15 protein-coding genes and 1 riboswitch are annotated in these 15,835 nt (G+C 70.0%); of the genes, 1 reads left to right on the top strand and 14 read right to left on the bottom strand.

Going from position 1 to position 15,835, the window contains the following annotated elements:
* Positions 1–140 precede the first annotated feature (140 nt).
* The 11 genes from OG963_RS27085 to OG963_RS27035 form a co-directional block, all read right to left on the bottom strand.
* A complete protein-coding gene (locus tag OG963_RS27085; RefSeq protein WP_093776539.1) occupies positions 141–1,082 on the bottom strand; it encodes a Ppx/GppA phosphatase family protein in 942 nt (313 codons plus the stop codon).
* Positions 1,079–1,687 carry a DUF501 domain-containing protein gene (locus OG963_RS27080; RefSeq protein ID WP_256223686.1) on the bottom strand — a complete coding sequence of 203 codons (609 nt, stop codon included), beginning with the start codon at positions 1,685–1,687 and terminating at the stop codon, positions 1,079–1,081. Before OG963_RS27080 ends, OG963_RS27085 begins: the two co-directional genes overlap by 4 nt.
* A gap of 69 nt (positions 1,688–1,756) precedes the next feature.
* Positions 1,757–2,227 carry a septum formation initiator family protein gene (locus OG963_RS27075; protein WP_030926872.1) on the bottom strand — a complete coding sequence of 157 codons (471 nt, stop codon included), beginning with the start codon at positions 2,225–2,227 and terminating at the stop codon, positions 1,757–1,759.
* Positions 2,228–2,329: 102 nt separating this feature from the next.
* On the bottom strand, positions 2,330–3,610 hold the full coding sequence (gene eno, locus OG963_RS27070) for a phosphopyruvate hydratase (RefSeq protein ID WP_030926869.1): 1,281 nt from the start codon (positions 3,608–3,610) through the stop codon (positions 2,330–2,332).
* Positions 3,611–3,893: 283 nt separating this feature from the next.
* Positions 3,894–4,592, bottom strand: coding sequence for a transglycosylase family protein (locus tag OG963_RS27065; RefSeq protein WP_030926867.1), 699 nt, complete (start codon positions 4,590–4,592; stop codon positions 3,894–3,896).
* A gap of 3 nt (positions 4,593–4,595) precedes the next feature.
* A riboswitch (cyclic di-AMP (ydaO/yuaA leader) is annotated at positions 4,596–4,766 on the bottom strand.
* A 300-nt stretch (positions 4,767–5,066) separates the two neighbouring features.
* The gene (locus OG963_RS27060) at positions 5,067–6,014 is read right to left on the bottom strand and encodes a transglycosylase family protein (RefSeq protein ID WP_093776537.1); all 948 of its coding nucleotides are present in this window, start codon (positions 6,012–6,014) and stop codon (positions 5,067–5,069) included.
* A gap of 105 nt (positions 6,015–6,119) precedes the next feature.
* Positions 6,120–7,409 (bottom strand): cytochrome P450, encoded by a 1,290-nt coding sequence (locus OG963_RS27055; protein WP_093776535.1) that lies wholly within the window; start codon positions 7,407–7,409, stop codon positions 6,120–6,122.
* A 9-nt stretch (positions 7,410–7,418) separates the two neighbouring features.
* Positions 7,419–8,381 carry a nucleoside triphosphate pyrophosphohydrolase gene (locus OG963_RS27050; RefSeq protein WP_093776533.1) on the bottom strand — a complete coding sequence of 321 codons (963 nt, stop codon included), beginning with the start codon at positions 8,379–8,381 and terminating at the stop codon, positions 7,419–7,421.
* Between the two features lie 13 nt (positions 8,382–8,394).
* A complete protein-coding gene (locus OG963_RS27045) occupies positions 8,395–9,051 on the bottom strand; it encodes a SurA N-terminal domain-containing protein (RefSeq protein ID WP_093776531.1) in 657 nt (218 codons plus the stop codon).
* 138 nt (positions 9,052–9,189) lie between these two features.
* Complete coding sequence (locus OG963_RS27040) at positions 9,190–9,591, bottom strand: GtrA family protein (protein ID WP_093776529.1); 402 nt, start codon at positions 9,589–9,591, stop codon at positions 9,190–9,192.
* A complete protein-coding gene (locus tag OG963_RS27035; RefSeq protein WP_030926851.1) occupies positions 9,588–10,547 on the bottom strand; it encodes a glycosyltransferase family 2 protein in 960 nt (319 codons plus the stop codon). The genes OG963_RS27040 and OG963_RS27035 overlap by 4 nt, the downstream gene beginning before the upstream one ends.
* A gap of 133 nt (positions 10,548–10,680) precedes the next feature.
* Between OG963_RS27035 and OG963_RS27030 the strand changes: the two genes are divergently transcribed.
* Complete coding sequence (locus OG963_RS27030; protein WP_371799544.1) at positions 10,681–13,212, top strand: YfhO family protein; 2,532 nt, start codon at positions 10,681–10,683, stop codon at positions 13,210–13,212.
* Positions 13,213–13,311: 99 nt separating this feature from the next.
* Here OG963_RS27030 and OG963_RS27025 read toward each other — a convergent pair whose 3' ends face one another.
* From OG963_RS27025 to OG963_RS27015, 3 genes are all read right to left on the bottom strand, one after another.
* Positions 13,312–13,494: a hypothetical protein gene (locus OG963_RS27025; RefSeq protein WP_371799543.1), complete on the bottom strand. Its 183-nt coding sequence runs from the start codon at positions 13,492–13,494 to the stop codon at positions 13,312–13,314.
* A gap of 75 nt (positions 13,495–13,569) precedes the next feature.
* Positions 13,570–15,102: a serine/threonine-protein kinase gene (locus tag OG963_RS27020; RefSeq protein WP_093930369.1), complete on the bottom strand. Its 1,533-nt coding sequence runs from the start codon at positions 15,100–15,102 to the stop codon at positions 13,570–13,572.
* The gene (locus tag OG963_RS27015; RefSeq protein WP_093776523.1) at positions 15,099–15,758 is read right to left on the bottom strand and encodes a hypothetical protein; all 660 of its coding nucleotides are present in this window, start codon (positions 15,756–15,758) and stop codon (positions 15,099–15,101) included. The genes OG963_RS27020 and OG963_RS27015 overlap by 4 nt, the downstream gene beginning before the upstream one ends.
* Positions 15,759–15,835: the final 77 nt, after the last annotated feature.

Raw genomic sequence — 15,835 nt, 5'->3', positions numbered from 1 at the left:
CGAACTTCGTCGTGGCGTGTCCCCGGAGGGGGGCCGCGAAGGGTCCACGGTGAGCCGACGGAGGCTCAAAAGTGCAGGCGGGAGTGCGCATGAGCGTGTCACCTGCCGCGCCCGTACGCACCCCCGCCCGGCCGCCTCGCCTAGGCGATCGACCAGCCGATTCCGTCCAGGATGTCGTGCTCGCTGACGACGACCTCGCGGGCCCCGGTCCGCTTCATCACGGCCAGCAGGACGAGCGCCCCTGAGGTGATCACGTCGACGCGTCCCGGGTGCATCGCGGGGATCGCGGCGCGCTCGGCGTGGGTCGAGGCCACGAGCCGCCCGGTGATCTCCTGGACCTGCTCGAAGGAGATCCGGGAGTGGTGGATCGCCTCGGAGTCGTACTCCTGCAGTCCCAGCGCGATCGCGGCCACGGTGGTGACGGTGCCGGCGAGGCCGACGAGCGTGGCGGCCTCGGTGAGCGGGACGCTCTCCTCGGCGAGGTCCAGGGCGGCGTCGATGTCCGCGCGGATGGCGGTGATCTGACCCAGCGTGGGCGGATCGGTGACGACACCGTCGCGTACGAGGTGGCGCTCCGTCATCCGTACGCAGCCGATGTCCACGGACCGCGCGGCCAGCACCCGGTCGTCGCCGACGACGAACTCGGTGGAACCACCGCCGATGTCGACCACCAGGTACGGCTTGGCGAGATGGTCCCGGCCCGCGAGCTCCTTGGTGGCGCCCTCGAAGGAGAACTCCGCCTCCTGGTCGCCGCTGATCACCTCGGGCTCGACGCCGAGGATGTCCAGCACGCCGCGGACGAACTCGTCCCTGTTCTCCGCGTCGCGGGAGGCGGAGGTGGCGACGAAGCGGAGCTTCTCCGCGCCGTGCTCCTTGATGACGGCCGCGTACCGGCGGCAGGCGGCGAAGGTCCGCTCGAGCGCGTCGGGGGCGAGCCTGCCGGTGCGGTCCACGCCCTGGCCGAGCCGGACGATCTCCATCCGCCGGTCGAGCTCGATGAGCTCACCGGTGGCCGGGTCGGCGTCGGCGACGAGCAGCCGGATCGAGTTGGTACCGCAGTCGATGGCGGCGACGCGGGTCATGGGCGCTCCTGTCGTGATGCTCGGGGATCCGCCCCGGAACCCGGTCCGGGGTCGCCGGACGGGGTTGACGTGCCGGACTCGGGCGCGGGTTCGCACGGCGTCACGCACGGCCCCTTGCGCCACCACTCCGGCAGCATCGCAATCGCCTCGTCCCCCAGCGGATTCACGCCCGGTCCCGCCGCCAGCGAGTGCCCGACCAGTACATGCAGACACTTCACCCGGTCCGGCATGCCCCCCGCGCTGGGGAAGCCCTCCAGCACCTCGATCGCGTCACGCCGGGCGATGTAGTCCTCGTGCGCGTTGCGGTATGCCGCCGCCAGCTCCGGGTCCGTGGCCAGACGCTCCGTCATCTCCTTCATGACGCCGTTCGCCTCCAGCGTTCCGATCGCGGACGCCGCGCGCGGGCACGTCAGGTAGTACGTCGTCGGGAACGGCGTACCGTCCTCCAGCCGCGGCTGCGTCTCCACCACGTCCGGGTTGCCGCACGGGCAGCGGTGCGCGATCGCACGCAGTCCACGCGGCGGGCGGCCGAGCTGCTGCTGGAACGCGGCGATGTCCGCCTCGGTGGGCGTGGTGGATTCGGTCTGGGGAGGGGGCGTTTCCATGCCTGCCTTGGTTCTACTCGGGATGCTTGAACTGCGGTTGCGCAGCGGATCGGGAAAGGGGAGAAGAGGTCAGTCGCGGTCGGCGGAGTCCACGCCGTCCCACAGGTTGGAGTGCCACGGGCGGTCGGTCTCCTCCGACCCTCCGCTGCGCTCCTCGGCCGCGTCCGGGTCGACCACGGTGTAACCGGTCTCCCCGGGAAGGACGTAGTGCAGGTGCTCCCGGGCCAGCCGCCGGATGTACGCGTCGTCCTGGAGGCGCGCCTTCTCGTCGCGGAGCTCCTCGGTGCGCGCCTCCGCCTCCTGCGCCAGCCTTTCCTGGTCGGCGATCTCGTCGCGCTGCGACACGTACTGCCGCATCGGGTACGCGAGCGCCACCACCAGGGAGCAGACGACAAGGGCGAGGAACGCGGCCCGGCCGGTGAGCCGGGAGCGGCGGGCCTGACGGCGGTTCTGGGACCGGTAGACGCGGGCGGCGGTCTGCTCTCCGAGCAGCCGCAGCCGGGTCGCGGTGGAGAACCGGTCCCGGTCCTTCGCGGCCATGTCTCCGCCTCCCCACTACGCACGTCCGTCCCCGCACACGGTACGGGACCGAGTGCGGGGACGGACGGAGGCCGGTGCCTTTGACCCGTGACGGGCCTGCGATCAGCCCTTGAAGCGCGGGAACGCGGAGCGGCCCGCGTACACCGCCGCGTCGTCGAGGATCTCCTCGATGCGCAGCAGCTGGTTGTACTTGGCGACACGGTCCGAGCGGGCCGGGGCGCCGGTCTTGATCTGACCGCAGTTCACCGCGACGGCGAGGTCGGCGATGGTGACGTCCTCGGTCTCACCGGAGCGGTGGGACATCATGCACTTGAAGCCGTTGCGCTGGGCCAGCTCGACGGCGTCCAGGGTCTCGGTCAGCGAACCGATCTGGTTGACCTTGACGAGCAGGGCGTTGGCGGAGCCCTCCTCGATGCCACGCGCCAGACGCTCCGGGTTGGTGACGAACAGGTCGTCGCCGACGATCTGCACCTTGGCGCCGAGCTTCTGGGTGATGACGTTCCAGCCGGCCCAGTCGTCCTCGTACAGCGGGTCCTCGATGGAGACCAGCGGGTACGCGGAGACGAGCTCCTCGTAGTACTCGGTCATCTCGGCGGCCGAACGGGACTTGCCCTCGAACTCGTACTTGCCGTCCTTGTAGAACTCCGAGGCGGCGACGTCGAGCGCGAGCGCGATGTCCTTGCCCGGGGCGTAACCGGCTTCCTTGATGGCCTCGAGGATGAGGTCCAGGGCGGCGCGGTTCGACTCCAGGTTCGGCGCGAAGCCGCCCTCGTCGCCGAGACCGGTCGACAGGCCCTTCGTCTTCAGGACCTTCTTCAGCGTGTGGTAGACCTCGGCGCCCCAGCGCAGGGCCTCGGAGAAGGACTCCGCACCGATCGGGGCGATCATGAACTCCTGGATGTCCACGTTGGAGTCGGCGTGCGACCCACCGTTGAGGATGTTCATCATCGGGACGGGCAGCAGGTGCGCGTTCGGGCCACCGAGGTAGCGGAACAGCGGCAGGTCCGAGGCCTCGGAGGCGGCGTGCGCGACGGCCAGCGAGACGCCGAGGATGGCGTTGGCGCCGAGCGAGCCCTTGTTCTCGGTGGCGTCCAGGTCGAACATCGCCTGGTCGATCAGCCGCTGCTCGGTGGCGTCGTAGCCGACGAGCTCCGGGCCGATCTGCTCGATCACGGCGAGGACGGCCTTCTCGACGCCCTTGCCCTGGTAACGGTTGGGGTCACCGTCGCGAAGCTCAATGGCCTCGAACGCACCGGTGGAGGCGCCGGACGGAACAGCAGCACGGCCGGTGCTGCCGTCGTCGAGGCCGACCTCGACCTCGACCGTGGGGTTTCCGCGGGAGTCGAGGATTTCCCGGGCTACGACGACGTCGATGGACGGCACGAGGCATCTCCTTCTGGGATGTGACGCTGATTGTGCAGGGTCGCTTTGGCCTTGCGCCAAGAGCCTAACCGCCTTGGCGCACTGCGTTCGGCGACCGCCCGCCTCCTGGGACGAAAAAGGACCCAAGGGCACCCGAAGACGGGCAAATCTTGCGAAATCTACTGAGCGGTAACCACAACAGTTGAACGCTGAGCGCAGAAACCCCGACCCGGCGCGTACGGGGGAATCCGCGCCGGGTCGGGGTGCTCAGGGAGGAGAGAGAGCTTTTCTGCCGAGGCTCGTACTACTTCGTCAGGTGGAGCTGCTGACCCGGGAAGATCAGGTCGGCGTCCTTGACGATGTTCTTGTTCAGCTTGAACAGCTGCTGCCAGCCGCCCTTCACCTTGTGCGCCTCGGCGATCTTGCTGAGCGAGTCACCGGCCTTCACCTTGTACTCGCCGTCACCCTTCGCGACCTTCTGGCCGGTCGGCGTGGTGACGGTCTTCGCGGCCTCGGGGGCGGTGCCGCGGTCCGAGCGGGAGGCGGTGGGGGCCTCGGTGTGCTCGGCCGGCTTCGGCGCGGCCGGCTTCGCGGCGGCGGAGCCGGTGTCGACACCCGGGTCGACACCGTCGTTGGTCAGGTTGCCGGCGCCGGCACAGCCCCAGGCGCCCGGACCCTGCATGTCGAGGAGCTTCTCGGCGGTGGCGATCTGCTGGGCCTTGGTGGCCAGGTCGGCCCGCGGGGCGTACTGCGTGCCGCCGGCGGCAGCCCAGCTGGACTGCGAGAACTGCAGGCCGCCGTAGTAGCCGTTGCCGGTGTTGATGGACCAGTTGCCACCGGACTCGCACTGGGCGACGGCGTCCCACGTGGCGACGGAGGCCGCGGAGGCGCCCGTGGCGCCCATCAGGGGAACGGCGATGGCGGCACCGGCGACACCGGCGAGCGTGGCCACACGGACGGCCTTGGACGGGCGACGGTGCTTGCCCTTGCTGTTCAGCAGCATGCAACTTCTCCTCACCGACGCCTACGAGGTGAGCTGTCGGGTTCGGGCCAAGTGAGTTGCCCGGCCGCATGTCCTAGCACGCGACTTCACCCCAAGCCGGTCCTGACGGTCCTTCGACCATCGGTTCCGGCGCTTACCTGGGTCCCCCGCTCCTGCCTACGGCGCTTTACGCGTCTGTTCCCTTCGACCGACGGCAGGATTCGGCGTGACGATCGACGGGGCCCGCGGTGCGAGCGGTTCCGACCGTAAACGCACGCAACCCCCACATTCAAAGACGGACATAACCGACAATCATCCCCTACTCACGTCCGGCCGGTCATCGTTTTCGCAGGTGGGGGGCAATACGGACAGGCCTGACCGACAAGACACGCCGATTAACGCAAAGAGACCCATGTCTCACTTACGCATAAGTGGACATAGGCCTCTGAACTACCCCTATTTTTGGGGTGATTTAAGCTGTTGATCAGATTGGTCTCACTCCGCCTTCACACCGAGATCGAGGCTCTGGCCAGGAAGAATGAGATCCGGGTCGTCGCCGACAGCACTCTTGTTTGCCTCATAGAGCGCCGGCCATCCGCCATGAACCTTCTGTGCATCAGCAATTGCCCAGAGGTTGTCGCCCGGCCGAACGGTGTATGTGCCGTCGGCGGCCGAGTCGCGCGTGTCGCGTCCGTCACTGTTACCGCGGGAAGCATGGCGGCCCGAGTCGCGGTCACCACCCGTTCCCATGCCCTGGCTCACCTCGGGAGCCGGCGCGCCACGGTGCTTACCACCCGTCTCGTTGCCCGAAGAGCGGGAAGATCGGGACGAGTCGGCTGAACCGGACGTATCCGGCACGTCGGCCGACGGCTCGCTCGATGCCGCACCCGACGCCTGCCCCGAGGCCTTGCCGGACGACTTCTCCGACGACTTGTCGGACGACGACTTCGATCCGCCCGTGGCGTTCGCCTCGTCCGACGCCTCGTCCGAGGCCTCGTCGGACGGGTCCGCGCTCTCCGTCGGGTCGGTCGACAGCAGGCTTCCCGGGTCGACACCCGGCAGCGCTCCGTCCACCGTGAGCCCGGAGATCACCGCGCAGCTGGGCCACGCCCGTGGCCCCTGGTCGTCGAGGACCTTCTCGGCGACCGCTATCTGCTGCGAGCGGCTGGCGAGGTCGGCACGCGAGGCGTACGCCTCACCGCCGTACGACTTCCAGGTGTCCTGCGAGAACTGGAGACCGCCGTAGAAGCCGTTGCCGAGATCGGCACTCCACATGCCGCCGCTCTCGCACTCGGCGACCCGGTCCCAGGTCGTGGCGTCGGCCGCGTGCGCGCCGGCCGCGCCGAGCAGCGGGATGGCGATGGCCGAGCCGGTGACGCCTGCGGCGACGACGATGGCAGGTGCCTGACGAGGGCGACGGTGTCTGCCGTTCGCGGAGCCCATGGAGTTGCCTTCCGTGTGACTGACAAGTGACTGGTGAGTCGAACGGTGAACGTAGCGGCACTCGAACGCTTGTCACAAGTCGATGCAGCGCAGATCACGTGAAAGTCACGGAGTTGACAGAGCGTCACCTTCACCGGAGCGATGTCCGGGATGGAACTCCACGGGAAGAGTGCGCAGTCCGCGCATGATGAGCCCCCCGCGCCACCGCAAATCGGTAGGTTCCACCGCAAGGCGCAGATCGGGGAGGCGCCTCAGAAGGGTGGCCAGCGCGGCTTGTCCCTCCAGCCGGGCGAGCGGCGCTCCCAGGCAGTAGTGGATGCCGTGACCGTAGCCGAGGTGCTGATTGTCACGCCGGGAGAGGTCGAGGGTGTCGGGGTCGGCGAACCGTTCCGGATCCCGGTCCGCGGCGGCGAGGACCACCAGTACGGGGTCGCCCGCCGCGATCCGCTGCCCGCCCAGCTCCAGCGGTTCGGTGGCGAACCGCCAGGTCGCCAGCTCCACCGGACCGTCGTACCGCAGCAGTTCCTCGATGCCGGTCTCCAGCAGCCCCGTCTCCCCCGCGTCGAGCGAGCGCTGCAGCCGCTCCCGCTGCCCGGGGTTGCGCAGCAGGGCGTACACCCCGTTGCCGATCAGGTTGACCGTCGTCTCGAAGCCGGCGAAGAGGAGGATGAAGGCCATGGCGGCGGCCTCGTTCTCGGTGAGGTGCTCGCCGTGGTCGCTGGCCCGGATCAGCCCCGAGATCAGATCGTCCCCGGGGTTCTCCCGCTTCCGGTGGATCAGTTCGGCGAGATAGCCGCGCATCTTCTTCACCGAACGCGCCACCCCGCCGCGCGGGCCGCCGCCGTGGCGGATCATCATGCCCGCCCAGTCCCGGAAGTCGTCCTGGTCCTCACGGGGGACGCCTAGCAGATCACAGATCGCGTAGATGGGGAGCGGGAACGCGAAGTCATGGATGAGATCGGCACTCCCCTCCTCGATGAAGTTGTCGATGAGGCGGTCCGTCAGCTCCTGCACGCGCGGCGCGAACTCCGCGACCCGGCGCGGCGTGAACGCCTTGGAGACGAGGCGGCGCAGCCGCGTGTGGTCGGGCGGGTCGATGTTCAGCAGATGCGTCATCAGCTCCGCCTTGCGCTCGCCCGGGATGCCGGTCTTCCCCTTGGCGTGCGCCGGCTCGTCGTGGTGCGCCGGGTTCTTGGAGAGCCTGGTGTCGGCGAGGGCCTGCCGGGCGTCCGCGTACCGCGTCACGAGCCATGCCTCGACCCCGCTGGGCAACGCGGTGCGGTGCACGGGGCTGTGCTCGCGCAGCCAGGCGTAGGCCGGGTACGGGTCGGTGGCGAACTCCCATGTGAAGAGTTCGGGAGCGTCGGCGGGGGTGTCGGCGGGGCTGTCGTTCACCCCCTGACGTTATCCGTTGCCCTCCGCCGCGAGGATCGCGTCCCGGTAGGCACGGCCGGCGGCCCGCAGTGCGGCCTCGGGGTCGGTGCCGTCCTGTTCCGCGCGTACGGCGAGGGCGAGGAGCTCGTACCCGATGCCGTCCCCCGCGGGGAGCGCCACATCGAGTCCGGCGGTACGGACCCGGCCGGCCAGCTTCGCCGCCAGCGCCAGGCCTGGCTGGCCGAGCGGCACCCCGTCGGTGACCGAGTCGCGCTGTTTCTCTATGGCCTTGGTGCGCAGCCAGTGCGCGTGCACGTCCTCCGGGGTCTCGGCGGTCTCGTCGCCGAAGACGTGCGGATGGCGGTGGATCAGCTTCTCGACGAGGGTGGCCGCGACGTCGTCGACGGAGAACGGCTGGTCCTCGTCCTCCTCCGCGATCCTGGCGTGGAAGACGACCTGAAGGAGTACGTCCCCGAGTTCCTCGCGCAGCTCGTCACGGTCGCCGTCCTCGATCGCCTCGACCAGCTCGTACGCCTCCTCGATGGCGTACTTGGCGAGTCCCTGGTGGGTCTTCTGCGACGTCCACGGACACTCGGCCCTGATTCGGTCCATGACCTGGACGAGATCGAGGAGGCGGGCGCCCGGCAGATCGTACGAGCCGGGCAGCAGCTCCAGGTTCGGCATCTGCACCCGGCCCGATCCGGCGAGCCGGGCCAGGCCGTCCGTCAGCGGCTGGTTGCCCTCGCCGCCGGTGACGACCACGACGGTCCGGCCGCCGGCGCAGGCGTCGACGAGCTCCTGCGCGGTGGGCGCGGTGTGCTCGACGGTGACGCCCGCCTCGCGCAGATACGGCAGCTGGGCGTGGTCCTGCTCGGCGCAGAGCACCCGGTCGGCGGCGTGCAGCGTCTGCCAGGCCGGCCAGGACAGCAGCCCGGGCGCGACCCGGTGGCTGGCGGTGAGCAGGACGATACGACCGGGATCTTCAGCGTTCACCCCACCAACCTACCTACGCGCCTGCTGCGGCTTCCTGCTGGGCGGGCTTGGTGACCTGGGTGATCCACGGGGCCTTGTAGTTGGCGAGCTGGGTCTGCTTGTCGTCCCAGGTACCGAAGCGCGGGTTGACGTCGATGTGCAGCGACTTCGATGCCGCGGTGAGTGCGTCGCCGACGGCCTTCTGCCCGGCGGGCTGCTGCAGGTCGGCGCCGAGCGCCTGGGCCAGCTTCGTCAGCTGGACCTGCTCGCGCAGGACGGCCTCGATCTGCTCCGGGGCGACCCAGCTCTGCTCGAGCATCGTCGTCCGCAGCTGTTCCTCTCCCCCGGACTGGGTGGCCGCCGACTGCTGCATCTCCTGGATCTCCTTGCGGCTGACCGTCACGTTCGCGTCCGCGGCGGCCTTGTCCAGGATCCGGTCGAAGATCAGCCCGTGCAGCTTGGCCCGGCCGAGCTGCCCCGACTTGCTGATGAGCTGGACGGACTGGTCGGACTCGCGCTGCGCGGTGCGTACCTCCGCCACCTGGGCCTGCACGGTGGACACCTCGATCCGGTCCCCTCCGACCACGGCTGCGGCACCTGGGTGGGCCTGGTTCCCGCAGGCGGAGAGCAGCGGCCCCGCGACGAGCATGGCGGCGGAGACGACGAGCGCGGTGCGACGGCGGCGGTGCAAAGGAGCCTCCCGGGGAGAGATTGTGCGGCGGTGCACAAGACCTTGCGGTGATCGATGTTAGGCAGTGGGCGTGATCCGGGCCACTGGTTCGACCAACGATTCGGAAGGAGTTGGGGATGTGGGCCGAATCCGCTGTGCTCAGCGCACGCGTTCGACCGCTTCGGGCCTCACGTCCGGCCGCAGCATGATCGCGCGGGAGACCACAAAGGTGATCGGGATGGCCGCCACCGCCGCGACCAGTGGTGCGTAGCGGCTGCTGAAGCCGGCACGGTCGACCAGCAGCCAGACACCACCGGTCGTGATGACGAAGTTGGCGGCGTTGGTGAGCGGGAAGAGCAGGAACTTCCGCCAGGTGGGCCGGGTCCGGTACGTGAAGTACGAGTTCAGCAGGAACGAACCGATCATGCTCAACGCGAACGCGATCACATGCGCGGCCAGATACGGCAGCACTGACAGCAGGGCCAGGTAGAAGCCGTAGTACGTACCGGTGTTCACGACGCCGACGAGTGCGAAGCGGGCCATCTGGGCCGTGACCGTCATCGGCGTACGAACTCCCGCGGCCGCTGCTGATTCGGTACGCCGGTATTGGACGCCTTCACCAAGAAGTGCGGGCGCCGCTTCACCTCGTAATAGATGCGGCCGACGTACTCGCCGACGACACCCACTATCACCATCTGGACCCCGGCGAGCGCCGTGACCACGACGATCAGCGTGACATAGCCGGGCGTGTCCACACCCTTCACCAGGGCGACGCCGACGATCCAGGCGGCATAGGCGAAGGCGACGGACATCAGCGCCATCCCCAGGTACAGGGCGGCGCGCAGCGGCTTGTTGTTGAAGGAGAGCAGCCCGTCGAGCCCGTAGTTGAGAAGCTTCCCGAGCGTCCAGGCGGAACTGCCCTTCTCACGGACGGCATTCTCGTATCCGAAGGTCGTCGTCCGGAATCCGACCCAGGCGAACAGACCCTTGGAGAAACGGTTGTACTCGGTGAGTTCGAGGACCGCGTCGACGGTACGCCGGGACAGCAGCCGGAAGTCACCGACCCCGTCGACCAGCTCCACGTCCACCAGGCGATTGATCAGCCAGTAGTAGGCGCGGGCCCCGAGGGTGCGGGTGACGCGGTCGCCCTTGCGGTTGCGGCGGGCGATCACCTGGTCGTAGCCGTGGGCGTGCTCCTCCAGCATGCGGCCGACGAGCTCGGGCGGGTGCTGAAGGTCGGCGTCCATGATGACGACCGCATCGCCGTCGGCGTGCTGGAGGCCGGCGAGCATGGCGGCTTCCTTGCCGAAATTGCGGCTGAAGGAGAGGTAGCGGATCCGCGGGTCCGCTACCGCCAGCTCCTCCAGGATCAGCAGCGTGCGGTCCGCACTGCCGTCGTCGACGTAGACAATCTGGAAATCATGCCCCAGCCGGCTCATTTCGTCCGTGGCACGGGCATGGAAACGTTCGAGGATTTCCTCCTCGTTGAAACAAGGCACTACCAACGAGATCAGCACGGAAGCATCTCACTCTGTCGGTGCGTCAGGCATGGAGGGCAAACATGGACAACGGGCGACCATTACGTGAATTGAACTATTGAATGAGAGGTTCCACCTGCTCATCACTTTCACGGATGCGATATTCGTCCGTATGCCGACTTTCCGTCCCCGCACGGCCGCGGTCACGCTCGCCGCATTGATCACCACGGCCGCCGTGTGCGCGGGTGACGCCGTGGCCCGCAGCTTTCCGTTCGGGCCGCGCACCCGGAGCGTCAATGATCTCGGCAATCAGTTCGTGCCGTTCCACGCCCGGCTCTGGGACCTGCTGCACGGACACGCCGACGGCGGGCTGCTCCTGAACTGGTCCTCCGGATACGGCACCAGCTTCCTGCCGGACTTCGGCACCTACCTGAGCAGCCCGTTCGCACTGCTCGTCGGGGTCTTCCCGCGGGACCGCATCGACCTCGCGGTGTACGTGGTGACCGTGGTGAAGATGGCGTCCGCCGCGGCAGCGATGGCATTCCTGCTGCTGACACTGCGGGGCGGGCGCTGGTGGCTGGCCGGGGTGCTCGGCGGCTCGTACGCGTTGTGCGGCTGGTCGGTCGCCGAGGCGTCGTACAACCCGATGTGGCTGGACGGTCTGATCGCCCTGCCACTGCTCTGTCTGGTCGGTGAGTGGGCCCGGACGGGACGCCATCGCCTGGTGGCTCCGCTGCTCGTCGCGGTGGTGTGGGTCGCCAACTTCTATACGGCGTACATGGCGACCCTGGGGGCCGCCCTGGTGCTGGTGGTACGTCTGCTGACGGAGGGCGAGAAGGGACCCGGGCGGGCGAAGGCTGCGATACGGGTGCTGGCGCGGGCGGCCGGGAGCGTGCTGGTGGGGATCGGGCTCGCGGCGCCCGTCCTGATTCCCGTCTACCTGGGCACGAAACACGCCTACCCCGGCTGGGACCAGACGTTCCAGCCCGCTGCCTGGCCCGATGTGCTCGCCCGGCTGTTCCCCGGCACGTACGGCTTCTTCACCCCCGCCCTCTTCCTGAGCGCCGTCGCGCTGCTTCCGGCCTGCGCACTCGCCTTCCAGCGGGGTGTACCGCGGCGCGAACGGTGGGCGTGGGCAGGGCTGGTGGCGGGGGTCGGGCTGTCGCTGCAGTGGGGGCCGACCCATCTCCTCTGGCACGCGTTCGCGACGCCCAACGGCAGTCCGTACCGGCAGACGTTCGTGCTCGCCGGTCTGGTGGTGATCGCTGCCTGGATCTCGGTCTCGTACGGACCGCCGGGGCCCCGGGCCCTGCTCGGCGGAGGCGCCGTGCTGGCGCTGATCGCGGCAGGGGCGGCCTTCAGCGACCTGGCCACGCACCGGTCGTACCTGCTGTTCGCGGCCGGTCTGGTGGCGACGGCCGCCGCGCTCGCCCTGCCCGCCCGGGGCCGTCGGGCGGGTCTCGTCGCCGTGCTGCTGACCGGTGCGCTGCTGGGACAGGCCGCGGCGACCGCCGCGCTCGCCGACCGGCAGCGCCTGGCCCGGCTCGATCACTACGCGCCCTGGGGCGAGCGGCAACGCGTACAGGCCGACGCGGTGGCCCGCGCGGACGGCTGGCCCCGCTACCGCACCGACCCCGGTGGGGAGCGGACCACCGCCAACGATCCGCTGCTCGTGGGCGGTCAGGGCGGCGCGTACTACAGCAGCCATACGCCGGCCGTACTGACCCGCACGCTCGCCGCCCTCGGCGCCGGCTGGACGTCCAACGGCCGGGCCATGCAGAGCATGGACAACCCTGTCACCGACGCGATCTTCTCGGTCGGTGCTCGGGTCCACGGGCCGCGTGACCCGGACCAGCGTTGGGACACACCGGACGACCGGCCGGTGACGGTGGCCCGGCAGCAGGTGCCGCCGCTGGTGACGGTGCGCCAACCAGGCGCGGCGCCGTCCTTCGGCCCGTCGCCGTTCCGGAACCAGGAGTCGCTGCTCGGTTCACGGGTCTATACCGTGCCGCGGACGGCGCTCCGGACGGTGAGCGGCGCTCCGGTCGAGGAACAGGGCGACCGCACCCACCGGGTGGGGCGCGGCACATACCGGCTGACCGCCCTCTGTCCGGCAGGCAGCGAGGTCTATCTGTGGGCGCCCGGAGTGTTCGGCTCGGCTCGGGTGAGCGATCAGCCGGGGGCGGGCCGGCAGACCGAGCTCCGGGGCCTGCTGCCGGCCCGCCGCGCGGCGATGGAACCACTTGGACAGATCGTGGGCCCCGACGGGCAGGTCGTGGTCACGCTGCGGTCCCTCCGTGCCGGGACCCTGCCGGACGAGGCCCTCGGCTGTCTGGACCGGGACCGGCTGGCCGCGGCCACGACCGGACTGCGGCGCACAGGAGCGACGTCCGTCCACGTCACCGATGACGGCATCCGGGCCGAACTGCCGCCCGGAAGCAGCGGAACCGTCGTGCTCGCCGCGCCCCGGATCGCGGGCTGGAGCTGCGAGGGGCGCCCCGCGGACTCCTATCTGGGACTGGTCGCGGTGCCGGTCCCCGCCCACGCGTCCTCCGTGGACTGCACGTTCCGGCCGCCCGGGCTGCGGGCCGGTTCGACGGTCGGAGCAGGTGCGCTGCTCGTGCTGGCCGGGGCGGCGGTGTGGGGTGCGCGGGTGCGACGACGCGCCGGACGGCAGGACCTCGTACTGGCGGGACCGGACTGACCCGGCCTCCCGCCCGCGGCGGGCCGGTCCGACGGCACGTCCCGTCGGCCCGGCCCGCCAGGCGGGAGCTCCGGTGGGGAGTTCGGTGTGGCCGCTCAGTCAGCCACGACCGGCGGCCTCAGCCCCCCCCACGGTCGCGACCGGTGCATCCCACGCGTTCCGGTCGATCGTGAGCGTGCCACCGGTGTGCGTCACCTTCTTGTCAACGGCGTACTGGTGACCGCGGCGGTGCCCGGTGTACAGCGTCGAGGCGTACGGGAAGCCCGTGGTGGTGGAGTACACGTCGACGTAACGGGCGAAGTCGCCCCGTATCCCTGGCGGGACCGGACCCCGACCGGTCGGCCCCGGCCGGTCCGCTCAGCCGCCGCGGACCTGCATCTGACGGTCGAGCTGGCGGCGCAGCTCCACCGGCAGTGGGTGGTGCGGCCCGTACATCCGCTCAGTGTCGTACAGCAGCGCCTGGAGCTGTCCGCGCGCCGCCGCGTGGTCGCCGACCGCGAGCAGCAGATACCCGATGCGCTGACGGATCTCGAAGGAACGGGCCGGGTCGTTGCCCGTCGCGTACTGGTTCTCGTAGTACGGCAGGACCGCGCGGTACTCCGCGAGCGCGGCGGCCGGTTCGCCCAGCTGCTCCAGGCATTGCGCCGCGTCGTAGCGGTACTGGAGCGTCTGGGTGTCGGCCGGGCCGGCCTCCGCCGCGCGGTCGTCGGCGAGGCGGCGCAGTTCGGGCAGGGCGCGACGGTACTGCCCGTCGTCCATGAGCGTCGCCGCGTACTGCTTGCGCAGGATGCGGACCACCGGCGAACCCTCACCGTGCTGTTCGGCCGCGGCCGGGAGGATGCCACCGAGGATGTCCACGGCCTGGGTGATCCTGCCCTGTCCGAGCAGCTGCTTCACCTCGTCGACGGCGGCCGCGACATCCGGTTTGGCGGCCACCGGCGCCGGCTGCGCGGCGGGCGGAGTGGTGACGAGGTCGGGCCACGGGGCGTGCGGCCGCAGAAACGGGCGGGTCGGGTCGAGCGGGCCGGACGGCAGCCCCGTGGAGCGGGACGGGAGGAGCGGGGTGAGGTGCTCGTACACCTCCTGGGCGCTCGCCGGACGGTGCTGCGGGTCCTTGGCGAGCAGCCGCAGCACGAGCGCTTCGAGCGGCTCGGGGATCTCGGGTCGGATCTGCCGGACCGGGAGCGGCGGCTCGTAGAGGTGGCGGTGCAGCACACCGAGGGCGGTGGATCCGGCGAACGGCACGTCCCCGCTGAGCAGTTCGTGGAGCAGCACACCGAGCGCGTAGAGGTCGGTGTACGGGCCGACGGCGCCGCCCATCGCCTGCTCGGGCGCCATGTAGGCCGGGGAACCGATCGGCGTACCGGTGTGGGTGAGCCGGGTGGTGTCGTTGTCCAGGACGGAGGCGACGCCGAGATCGAGGACGGTGATCGTGCCGTCCGGGCGCACCATCAGATTGCGTGGCTTGAGGTCGCGGTGGACGATCGGCACGGCGTGCACGGCGGAGAGCGCGGCGCAGAGCTGGGCGGCCACGGCGACGGCCCACTGCCAGGGATACGGGTCGTGCTCGGCGAGATGGTCGGCGAGGTCGGAGCCCTCGACGTACTGCATGACGAGGAACAGGTCGTCGTCGTCATTACCCGCGTCGTGGACGGTGACCAGACCCGGATGGTCCACCTGGGCGGTGACCCGGCACTCGCGCACGAACCGGCGTCGCAGCTCGTCGGCGGCACCGCTGCCGCCGGGTCCGGCGACCCGGTCGGGCCGGAGCAGCTTCACCGCGACCCTGCGGTCGAGGCGTTGGTCGTACGCCGTCCAGACCTGGCCCATGCCGCCCTGGCCCAGGACGGTCGCCAGCTCGTACCGCCCGGCGATGACGCGTCCGCTCAACGGTCCTCCTCCTTACGGAGGTAGTCGCTCAGCTCGTCGAGCTCGGCGCGGACCTGGTCGATGCGGTGGGGCGGGGTGGGCGTGGACGCGCGCTGCCCGGGCTGGGGTTGCGAGCTCTGGGGATGCGCATCCTGGGAGTGGGGCTGGTACCGAGGCGGCTGATGCTGCTGGTACTGCTGTGGCTGTGGCTGTGGCTGGTACTGCGGCGACTGAGCAGGCCGCGGCTGCTGTACAGGCACGGTCGTGTACCCGTACCCCGGCACCGGCGGCAGGTATCCACCGGCGAAAGGCTGCTTCTCGAACTGCTCGTAGTGACGGATGTCCGCGACCAGGTAGTACACGGGGGCGGCCAGCATCGCCAGGAGCAGCATCGGTATGAGAACGAAGTCGATGCCGTTGGCGTCGGCATTGCTGCCGTCCCGGCCCACGACGGGCAGGAGGACACAGACGAACACGAAACCGGCCCCGGTCAGCCACCAGTCGGACGTCCGGCGGCGCACGATCGCGAGACGCAGCAGCGGAGCCCACAGCAGCAGACCGATCGATCCCACCGAGAGCACCACGAACAGCACACGCATCGACACGATCCAGGCCCGGCTGGGCAGCCGACGCGGCGGCATAGGCGTCGGCTGCGGCGGATGACCCGGGCCGTACATGGCTGCTCCTGGTACCTGGTCGGGGAAGTGCTGAACGCACCTGTGAGCGCGCGCAGATCTGGCAGACCTGAGCGTAA

The sequence above is a fragment of the Streptomyces sp. NBC_01707 genome (assembly GCF_041438805.1).
In the GTDB taxonomy this organism is placed as follows: Bacteria; Actinomycetota; Actinomycetes; order Streptomycetales; family Streptomycetaceae; genus Streptomyces.
Note: the sequence above shows the minus strand (reverse complement) of the source record. Positions and strands in the feature narration are given on the sequence as shown.